The organism is Streptomyces sp. NPDC059853 (assembly GCF_042731495.1).
GTDB lineage: Bacteria > Actinomycetota > Actinomycetes > Streptomycetales > Streptomycetaceae > Streptomyces.
In genome coordinates this window covers 1-9,810 of the sequence record NZ_JBHWJL010000199.1, presented here as the reverse complement: position 1 = coordinate 9,810, position 9,810 = coordinate 1, and the positions used below count along the sequence as shown (strand labels likewise).

Below are 9,810 nucleotides of genomic sequence, written 5' to 3'. Positions count from 1 at the left end.
GGAGAGCCGCATGCTTCCCTCCACCGTGCTGGACAGTGACCATCTGGAGCCCGGCGAGCGGTTCGACTACTGGCACCACGCCCTCAGCACCGTCATCGCCCCGATGGAGATCACCAGCGACCGCACCACGGACTTCGCGGGCCGGATGCGGCTGATCGCGCTGGAGGACATCCATGTGTTCCCGGTCACCATGGGGGCCGTGGCGGCCCGCCGTACCCCTCGCCTCATCCGGCAGTCGGACCCGGAACTCCTCCACCTCGCGCTGCTCGCCCCCGGCGCCAATCCCCTGGCCGTCAGCCAGAACACGGTGCGGGACGTCACCGGGCCGGGCCAGCTGTACCTGGTGGACACCTCGCGGCCCTTCACCGTCCGGGCCACCTCGCCCGGTCTGCCGCTCAGCGGGCACTGCGTCGAGATACCCAAGAGACGGCTGCGCCTGCCCCCGCGCACCCCCGCCGGCCGGATCCTGGGCCGCGCGCTGTCCGGCACCCGCGGCTTCGGCGGGCTGCTCGCGCACCACCTCAGCCATCTCGCCGCACAGCACCACACCTACCGGCCCTCCGACGCGTCGCAACTGGCCACCATCGTCAGCGATCTCGTCACCGGCGTGATCACCCAGTCCCTGGACGCGGGTCCGCCGCCCGACCCGGACTCGGCGGAACGCCTCCTGCTCCTGACCATCAAGGCGTTCATCGAGAAGAACCTCGCCGACCCCGGGATGAAACCCACGGCCATCGCCACCCACCACCACATCTCCACCCGCCATCTGCACCGGCTCTTCCAGCGCACCGGCACCACGCCGGCCACCTACATCCGCCGCCGCCGACTGGAACAGGCCCACCAGGACCTCACCGCCCCCGCCCACGCCCGCACCCCGATCCACACCATCGCGCACCGCTGGGGATTCACCTCCCACGCCCACTTCACCCGCACCTACACCCAGCACTACGGCACCACCCCCACCCGCACCCGCCGCGTCCTTGACCAGGAGCGCCAGGCTTCTTGATCACCGCCGCCACTCCGCCCCGCGCCCCTGGCCCACGCCGGGCCGCGCCGATGGAATGGACTCGTCAGCAAGCGAGCGGCGCTCCGGCCAGGGAGTGCCGTTGGGGGGGGAGAACGTTGCAAGCCGTACCGCGCTGCCCCTCGCGACCGGATAAAGGGGAAAGAATGCGTTCGAAGGTCATAACGAGGACTCTTGTCACGGCGACCGCCGCCTTCGCGGTGGGCGCGGGCAGCCTGGTGACCGCGGGGACCGCGGTGGCCGCCCCGAGCGAGAAGCAGACGGTGGCGACCGCCGAAGCCGCTCCGCTCGCGGTGGTCAACCTCGGCCTGACCGTCAGCCAGGCCAAGAACGTGCAGAACTACCTGAAGGTCTATTACCGCTACACGGGGGCGGTCGACGGGCAGTTGGGCACCGAGAGCTGGAAGGCCATGCAGCGCATGCTCCGGAGCTACGGCTACACCGGGGCGATCGACGGCGTCGTGGGGGGCGGAACGATTCAGTCGCTGCAGCGCCTGCTGCGCACGGCCGGCTACGACGGTCCGATCGACGGACTCGCCGGGCCGGGGACCCAGCGGGCGTTCAAGACCTGGGCGAGCAACCTCCGCTGACCACGACCGAGCGGCGTGCCCGCAGACATTGCTGACTGCTGACGGCAATGCGGCGGGTGGTCGCGGCGGGGCCCGGTGCTCCGGCCGGAGCGTGCGGCCGGGGCCCCGGCAGACCCGGGGTGGCCCGATGGGGAAACCGTGCGGAACACCGCACGGCGGGCCACCCCGCCCCGGAGGGGCATGCCCCGGCGGCGGGATCCGCGAGCGCCGCCGTGCCGGCCGGGGACGTCCCGGTGCCGTACGGGCCGGGTCAGTCGCCGCCTCCGCCGCCCCCGTCACCGCCGCCGCTGTCCCCGCTGCCGCCGTCGCCGCTGTTCCCGCTGTCGCTTCCCCAGGTCCAGCCCCAGCCCGACCCGCCGCTGCCGCTGTCGTGGGAGGCCACACCGGAGTCCGCCCCTCCCGTACCGCCCGACCGCCGGCCGCCGCCCTTCGGCTGCCCGCCCCGGAAGGCCCGGACGGCGACCCCCGCCCCCATCACCAGCACCACGATGCCGAGCACCACCAGCACGCCCATGCGTTCCCCCTGTCCGTTCTCCGCTGCCGCGTTTTCACGCTTTCACTTGTTGTCCACAGGCCCGGACGGGCCGTGGGCAGCCTCCCATAGGATCGCCTGGCAGGAGTGGGGGATCCGGGGAGTACCGAGGAAAGGGGAGGGGCACTGTGGAGATCGCTGACCTCTCGGAGCTGTGGGACCGGGTCACCGGCACCCAGCCCGCGCCCGAGCTGTGGCTGGTGCTGGCGACCGCCGCCGTCGCGCTGGCCGTCATCACGCCCTACGGCGTGTGGCGGGTCGCACGGAACACCATCACCATCGCCCACGAGGGCGGCCACGGCCTGGTGGCCCTGCTCACCGGCCGGAAACTGGAGGGCATCCGGCTGCACTCGGACACCTCGGGGCTGACCGTCTCCCGGGGCAAGCCCACCGGCCTCGGCATGATCCTCACCGCCGCCGCCGGCTACACCGCGCCCTCGCTGCTCGGCCTGGCCGGTGCCGCCCTGCTGTCGGCCGGCCGGATCACCGCCCTGCTGTGGGGTGCCACCGCGCTGCTGCTGGCGCTGCTCGTCATGGTGCGCAACGCCTACGGGATGCTCACCGTGCTGCTCACGGGCGCGCTGTTCCTCCTCGTCTCCTGGCTCACCGACCCCGAGGTGCAGGCCGCGTTCGCCTACGGCGTGGTGTGGTTCCTGCTGCTGGGCGGGGTGCGGCCGGTGTGGGAGCTCCAGGCCAAGCGGCGGCGCGGCGGCGCCGGTGACTCCGACGCCGACCAGCTGGCGCGGCTGACCCGCATGCCCGCGCTGATCTGGCTGCTGTTCTTCCACGCCGTCGTGCTGGCGTGCCTGATAGCCGGCGGCGGCAGCCTGCTGGACGCCGCCGCTCCCTGACCGCTCCGGCCTCCCCCGGGCGGGGCCCACGCACGCCGATCACCGTCCGCCGCGCACTAAAGTAAGCACCATGACCGACCACAGCCTGACCACCGGCCACTGGCCCGCCCCGCTCGCCTCCGAAGCGGTGGAGGCCACCGTCACGGTGCCCGGCTCCAAGTCGGTCACCAACCGCGCGCTGATCCTCGGCGCGCTCGCCGCCGACCCCGGCTGGATCCGCCGCCCGCTGCGCTCCCGCGACACGCTGCTGATGGCCGAGGCGCTGCGGTCGCTGGGCATCGGCGTCGAGGAGACCGTCTCCTCCAGCTCCGCCGTCGCCGGCGGCCCCGAGGGGCGCGGCGAGTCCTGGCGGATCATCCCCGCCACCCCGCAGGCGCCCGCCACCGTCGACGTCGGCAACGCCGGGACCGTGATGCGGTTCCTGCCGCCGCTGGCCGCGCTCGCCGAGGGCCCGGTCCGCTTCGACGGCGACCCGCGCGCGCACGAACGCCCGCTGCACGGCGTCATCGACGCGCTGCGCGCGCTCGGCGCCCGCATCGACGACGAGGGCCGCGGCGCGCTGCCGCTGACCGTGCACGGCGCCGGCTCCCTGGACGGCGGCCCGGTCGAGGTGGACGCCTCCGCCTCCTCCCAGTTCGTCAGCGCCCTGCTGCTGTCCGCGCCACGCTTCAACCAGGGCGTGGAGGTGCGCCACACCGGCGCCGTCCTGCCCTCCCTGCCGCACATCCGGATGACCGTCGACATGCTGCGCCGGGCCGGAGCCCAGGTGGACTCCCCCGAGTCGGGCGGCGAGCCGAACGTGTGGCGGGTGGCGCCCGGCGCGCTGCTCGGCCGCGACCTGGTCGTCGAGCCGGACCTCTCCAACGCGCAGCCGTTCCTGGCCGCCGCCCTGATCACCGGCGGCAGCGTCACCATCCCCGACTGGCCGTTCCACACCACGCAGCCCGGCGACGCGCTGCGCGAGATCTTCTCCGCGATGGGCGGCGACTGCGTGCTGGACGACCGGGGCCTGACCCTCACCGGCAGCGGCCGGATCCTCGGCATCGACATCGACCTCGGCGACGTCGGCGAACTGACCCCCGGCATCGCGGCGGTCGCCGCGCTGGCCGAGAGCGAGTCGGTGCTGCGCGGCGTGGCCCACCTCCGGCTCCACGAGACCGACCGGCTGGCCGCGCTCACCCGGGAGATCAACGCGCTGGGCGGCGATGTCACGGAGACCGCCGACGGGCTGCGCATCCGCCCGCGCCCGCTGCACGGCGGGGTGTTCCACACCTACGACGACCACCGGCTGGCGACCGCGGGCGCCGTGCTCGGCCTGGCCGTGAAGGACCTGGAGGTGGAGAACATCGCCACCACCGGCAAGACCATCCCGGACTTCCCCGAACTGTGGCACGGCATGCTGGCGGGGCGCGGATAGGCGGGCGGCTCACGATGCGCCGGTACGGCAAGCACACCGACGAGGACGACGTCCGGGTCCGCCCCTCCCGGCACGGCAGCCGCCCCCGCACCCACCGGCGGCCGGCCCACGAGGACGCGTCCGAGGGCTTCGTCCTGACCGTGGACCGGGGCCGCATCACCTGCCTGGTGGGCGAGGTGACCGTGACCGCCATGAAGGCCCGCGAGCTGGGCCGCAAGGCCGTGGTCGTGGGCGACCGGGTCGCGGTGGTCGGCGATCTGTCCGGCAGGCGCGACACCCTGGCGCGCGTCGTGCGGGTGGAGGAGCGCACGTCGGTGCTGCGGCGCACGGCGGACGACGACGACCCGTACGAGCGGGTGGTGGTCGCCAACGCCGACCAGCTGGCGGTGGTCACCGCGCTCGCCGACCCGGAGCCCAGGCCCCGGCTGATCGACCGCTGCCTGGTGGCCGCCTACGACGCCGGGCTGGAACCGCTGCTGATCCTCACGAAGGCCGATCTCGCCCCCGCCGGGCCGCTGCTGGAGACCTACGCCCCGCTCGGGGTGCGCCACGTGGTGACCAGCGCCGAACGCTTCGAGGACGCGGCCTCGGTGGAGCCGGTGCGGGAGCTGCTGGCCGGGCGGATCACGGCCTTCGTGGGGCACAGCGGGGTCGGCAAGACCACCCTGGTCAACGCCCTGGTTCCCGAGCGGCAGCGGGCCACCGGCCACGTCAACGCCGTGACCGGGCGCGGCCGGCACACCACCGTCTCGGCGCTGGCCCTGCCGCTGCCGGACGCCGCCGGCTGGGTCATCGACACCCCCGGTGTGCGGTCCTTCGGCCTGAACCACGTGGATCCGTCCCGGGTCATCCACGCCTTCCCGGACCTGGAGCCGGGCGCCGAGGGCTGCCCCCGGGCGTGCAGCCACGACGAGCCGGACTGCGCGCTGGACGCGTGGGTGGCCGACGGCCACGCCGATCCGGCGCGGCTCTACTCGCTGCGGCGGCTGCTGGCGACCCGGGAGCGGACGGCGGGCGACTGACCGCCCCGGGACCGGACGGCGGGCGACTGGCCGCCTGGGACCGGACGGCGGGGCCTTGCCGCAAACCGGTCCTGGCCGGGGCCCAGGTCCTGGCCCCGGCTCCGGTCCTGGCCCTGTTTCCGGTCCTGGTCCTGGCCCCGATTCTGGCCCCGGCTCCGGCTCCGGCTCCGGCTCCGGCTCCGGTCCTGGCCCCGGGTCAGGGCGTCGCGGTCGCTGTCGCGGGCACGGGCACCGTCGCCTCGGCGGCGCCGGTCCCCCACGAAGCGGCCCCGGAGGAGTCGGCCGCGGAGGAGTCGGTCGCCGTGCCGGGCCGCGCGACGGCGGCGCGGTGGGCGGCCGTACGGTTCGTCAGCAGCGCACTGGCCAGCGCGCGGTGCAGGGCCACCAGTCCGCGCACCACCGGCACCGAGGTCGCCAGCAGCACCGCGCCGACGGCGGTCATGAAGACGGCCTCGGCCGCGTAGGTGTCGTTCCCGGTCAGCAGCTCCACCAGCCCCCGATTGTCCTCGCCGCGCGGCAGGGCCCAGCCCCAGGCGACGAAGAGCACCCCGCCCGCCCCGCCCACCGTCCAGACCAGGGCCAGGCAGAACCCGGCCACCCGCAGCGGCAGCGCCACCACCATGTGCGCCAGGTCCCGCCAGGACTGCGGCTCGGCCAGCGAACGGACGACACGGCCCAGGCCCGTACCGCCCGTGGTCCGGTAGTGGTGCGGCGGCAGCGGCCGGCCCGGCAGCGCCGCCAGCTCACGCCGCTCCACGACGGCCATCCCCCGGGCGGCGCGCAGCGTACCGGCGAGCACCGGGATGCCGCACACGATCACCAGGGTGCCCACGCCGAGCACGAAGCCGGTGACGGCCACGGTGAAGGCCACCAGGCCCACCGGAAGGCCCCGCAGGAGGTACGACAGTTCGCGCCGGAACCGGCCACCGGCCGGGGGAGTGGAGAAGCTCATGCCTCAACCCTCCCGCCGGGGCGCCGGGTTCACCAGCTACCTGGGACGTCGGCCCGGGGTGGTGCTGAGTACACCCTCCGCCTCCCGCCACAGCCGGCGGGTCAGCTCCCCGGCGGGCTCCTCGGTGCTGTGCCGGTGGCCGGTACCCGCCCACAGGCTCAGCCCGTGCGGGTCCCCGGCGGCGGCCGACGCCGCCCGCAGCGGCCGGGTCAGCTGGTGCACCAGCGGGTACCCGGCCGGGGCGGTGGCGGTGTACGTGTCGAGGAAACGGTTGCGCAGACCGCGCGCCGGGCGGCCCGAGAACGCGCGGGTCACGGCGGTCGACGCGAAGGCGCCCGGGGCCAGCGCGGCGCGGTAGGCCGCACCCGTGCCCGCCTCCGGCGCCCGCAGATAGGCGGTGCCCAGCTGCGCCGCCGCCACCGTGTCGCACCGGCGCAGCACGGCCGCGATGTCCGCGCCGGTGGCCAGCCCGCCCGCCGCGATCAGCGGACGGTCCGTCACCTCCCGCACCCGCTCCAGCAGCAGCGGCAGCGGGGTGTCGTCCGGGTCGGCCTCCGGGTCGAAGCAGCCCCGGTGGCCGCCCGCTTCCGGGCCCTGCACGCACAGCGCGTCCGCCCCCAGGGCGGCGGCCCGCGCCGCCTCGTCGGGGGTGGTCACCGTGCACACCACGGCCGTCCCGGCATCGCGCAGGGCCGCCACCGTCGCGGCCGGCGGCGCGCCGAAGGTGAACGAGACCACGGGCACCGGATCGGCCAGCAGCCGTGCCAGCTTCGGCTCCCAGTGGTCGGTGTCGTGGACGTCCGGCTCCGGCAGCGTCACCCCGTACCGCTCGGCCTCCGCCGCCAGTTGGGCCCGGTAGCGCAGCACCGGGCCGAGATCGTCCGGCAGCGGGCGGGGCACGAAGACATTGACGCCGAACGGCGCCGTGCCGACCAGCTCCCGGGTGCGCGCCACCCGGTCGGCCAGCGCCTCGGGGGTGAGATAGCCGGCGGCCAGGAAACCGAGCCCCCCGGCCCGTACCACCGCCGCCACCAGCTCCGGGGTGGCCGGCCCGCCGGCCATCGGCGCCTGCACGATCGGGATGTCCAGCTCACGCAGTTCGAACATGCCCGCAGCGTAACCACCCCGAGCGGGGTGGAGTCCGCTCCACCCCCGGCAGGGGAGCGGGCAGGCTCGTGGCAGCCGGGCCGCCGCTCCTAGCGTTCTGGCCATGCGAGAAGAGAACACAGGGGCGGGCCCCGCGCTGCGGCTCGACGGCGTGCGCCGGGTGTACCCGGGCGGCGGCGGGCCGGGGCCGGCGCTGGACGGGGTGGACCTGGAGCTGGCGCGCGGCCGGTTCCTGGCGGTGCTGGGCCGGTCGGGGTCGGGGAAGTCCACGCTGCTGCGGTGCGCGGCCGGACTGGAGCGGCCCACGGCGGGCACCGTCCACCTGGCCGGAACGCCGCTGGCCGGGCTCCGGGAGAAGGCGCTCACCCGGCTGCGCCGGGACCGGATCGGGTTCGTCTTCCAGGAGCTGAACCTGGTGCCGTCCCTGACCGCGCTCCAGAACGCCGCGCTGCCGCTGCTGCTCGCCGGGGCGGACGAACGGGACGACCGGACGCGGGCGCGGGCGCTGCGCGTCCTGGACGAGGTCGGGCTGGCCGACCGCGCCGCCGAACCCCCGCACCGGCTCTCCGGTGGCCAGCGGCAGCGGGTGGCGATCGCCCGCGCCCTGATCACCGAACCGGAGATCATCTTCGCCGACGAACCGACCGGCGCCCTCGACCCGGTGACGGCGGACGACGTCCTCGCCCTGCTGCGCCGCGCGGTGGACGCGCACGGCCACACGGTCGTCATGGTGACGCACGACCCGGCCGCCGCCGCGTACGCGGACGAGGCGATCGTCCTGGACCGGGGACGGATCGTCCGGCGGCTCGCCGCGCCGTCCGCCCCTGCGGTCCTCGGCGTGCTGCGGGAGGTGGCGGCGTGAACGCCACCACCCGAGACCGCGCGCACTCCGGTGCGCGCAGTGCGCGGGGTGCGAAGGGGCGCGCGGGCGCCGCGGCGGTCCTGGCCCGGGCGGCGCTGCGCCACCAGCGGCGCTCCTGGCGCACCGTGTTCGTGGCCGTGCTGGCCACCTCACTGATGCTGGGCTGCTTCGCGCTCGCCGTGACGACGGTCGCGCTGGGCCGCCCCGAGGTCGGGCGGTACGCGGCCGCGCCGGTCGTGGTGACGGCCGATCAGACCACCCGCCACCGGGGCGCGCAGGCCCCGCTGCCCGAACGGCTGCGGATACCCGCCGGGGTGACGGACCTGCTGCGGTCGCTGCCCGAGGTGGCGCGGGTCGTCGCCGACCGGGAGTTCCGGGTGCGGGCGGACGACGGCACCACCCTCACGGGACGGCCGTGGGAGGCGGCCGGACTGGCCCCGTGGGGCCTGCGCGAGGGGCGGGCCCCGGAAGCGGCGGGCGAGGTGGTCGCGTCGGCGGACCTGGCGCTGCCGGTCGGCGCGCAGGTGGCCGGCTACCGCGTAGTGGGCGTCGCGGACGGCCCGGCCGCGCTGTGGTTCACGGAGCGGGAGGCGGCCCGGCTCGGCGGTCCGGACACCGTGGACGCGATCGGGGTGCTGCCCGGCCCCGGGGTATCGGCCGGTGCGCTGGAGGCGGCGGTCCGGGCGGCCCTGGACGCGGCCGGCGCGGTGGACGCGCGGCCCGCGGAGGAACGCCCGGCGGACGACACGGGGGCGCTGCGCGTCCTCACCGGCGACGACCGGGGCACGGCCGAGTCCCTGGCGGCCGCGCCGCTGTGGCGGGATCTGCTCGCGCTGTTCGGCGCGATCAGCGGCACGGTGGTGATGGTGGCCGGACTGGTGCTGGCGACCCTCATCACCCGGGCCCTGCGGCACCGCGCCGGTGAACTCGCCCTGCTGCGGGCGCTGGGCGCCCGGCCGGGCCAGCTGCGCGCGACGGTCTGCCGCGAGGCGACGGCGGTGGCGGTCCCCGCCGCGCTGCTGGGCGCGGCGCTGGCGGTCCCGGTGTTCGCGCTGCTGTGGCGCCCGGTGGCCGCCCAGGCAGCGACGGCCGGGCTCGGCCTGCCGCTGGTGCCGTGGGCGCTGCCCGCAGCCCTGCTCACCGCGGCCCTCACGGTGGCGGCGGTCGCCCTGGCCGCCCTCCCGGCCACCGCTGCCTCCGGCCGCCCCGCCACCCCGCGAGGCTCCGGAACGAGCCGGCCACCCGCCGGCCCAGCCCAGGACACCCGCCGCGCCACACCCCCGCCGCCCGCACCGACCACGCACCCCGGCCCCGCCCGCACCGCGAGCCACCCCCTCCCCCTGCGGCGCCGGCCGCCCGCCCCGAAGCCGCCCGCCCGGCCCGGCGCCACCGGGACATCCGCCTCCGGCGCGCCGGACGTCGCGGCCGACGGCCCGGGACCACGGGGTGGGCC

The 9,810-nt window shown here is 76.2% G+C and carries 10 protein-coding genes; 7 read left to right on the top strand and 3 right to left on the bottom strand.

Annotated elements, in window-relative coordinates; translation table 11 throughout:
- Window positions 1-1,006 (top strand): helix-turn-helix domain-containing protein (locus tag ACFV5N_RS19475; protein ID WP_385601241.1); only part of this gene is annotated, 1,006 nt, incomplete at its 5' end.
- A gap of 164 nt (window positions 1,007-1,170) precedes the next feature.
- Entirely contained in the window at window positions 1,171-1,614 is a 444-nt protein-coding gene (locus ACFV5N_RS19470) for a peptidoglycan-binding protein (protein ID WP_385601239.1), read from the top strand.
- A 250-nt stretch (window positions 1,615-1,864) separates the two neighbouring features.
- Here ACFV5N_RS19470 and ACFV5N_RS19465 read toward each other — a convergent pair whose 3' ends face one another.
- Entirely contained in the window at window positions 1,865-2,128 is a 264-nt protein-coding gene (locus ACFV5N_RS19465; protein WP_385601236.1) for a hypothetical protein, read from the bottom strand.
- Between the two features lie 146 nt (window positions 2,129-2,274).
- Here ACFV5N_RS19465 and ACFV5N_RS19460 point away from each other — a divergent pair, with 146 nt between their 5' ends.
- From ACFV5N_RS19460 to rsgA, 3 genes are all read left to right on the top strand, one after another.
- Entirely contained in the window at window positions 2,275-2,997 is a 723-nt protein-coding gene (locus ACFV5N_RS19460) for a M50 family metallopeptidase (protein WP_385601233.1), read from the top strand.
- Window positions 2,998-3,067: 70 nt separating this feature from the next.
- Window positions 3,068-4,414 (top strand): 3-phosphoshikimate 1-carboxyvinyltransferase, encoded by a 1,347-nt coding sequence (aroA, locus tag ACFV5N_RS19455; RefSeq protein ID WP_385601230.1) that lies wholly within the window; start codon window positions 3,068-3,070, stop codon window positions 4,412-4,414.
- Between the two features lie 14 nt (window positions 4,415-4,428).
- Window positions 4,429-5,436: a ribosome small subunit-dependent GTPase A gene (rsgA, locus tag ACFV5N_RS19450; protein WP_385601245.1), complete on the top strand. Its 1,008-nt coding sequence runs from the start codon at window positions 4,429-4,431 to the stop codon at window positions 5,434-5,436.
- A 196-nt stretch (window positions 5,437-5,632) separates the two neighbouring features.
- Here rsgA and ACFV5N_RS19445 read toward each other — a convergent pair whose 3' ends face one another.
- Window positions 5,633-6,388 (bottom strand): sensor domain-containing protein, encoded by a 756-nt coding sequence (locus ACFV5N_RS19445; protein WP_385601227.1) that lies wholly within the window; start codon window positions 6,386-6,388, stop codon window positions 5,633-5,635.
- 36 nt (window positions 6,389-6,424) lie between these two features.
- Window positions 6,425-7,495 carry a nitronate monooxygenase gene (locus ACFV5N_RS19440; protein ID WP_385601225.1) on the bottom strand — a complete coding sequence of 357 codons (1,071 nt, stop codon included), beginning with the start codon at window positions 7,493-7,495 and terminating at the stop codon, window positions 6,425-6,427.
- A 103-nt stretch (window positions 7,496-7,598) separates the two neighbouring features.
- Here ACFV5N_RS19440 and ACFV5N_RS19435 point away from each other — a divergent pair, with 103 nt between their 5' ends.
- Together ACFV5N_RS19435 and ACFV5N_RS19430 are read left to right on the top strand one after the other, a co-directional pair.
- A complete protein-coding gene (locus tag ACFV5N_RS19435; protein WP_385601221.1) occupies window positions 7,599-8,357 on the top strand; it encodes an ABC transporter ATP-binding protein in 759 nt (252 codons plus the stop codon).
- The coding region (locus ACFV5N_RS19430) for an FtsX-like permease family protein (RefSeq protein ID WP_385601219.1) at window positions 8,354-9,810 on the top strand (1,457 nt) is incomplete at its 3' end. The genes ACFV5N_RS19435 and ACFV5N_RS19430, both read left to right, overlap by 4 nt.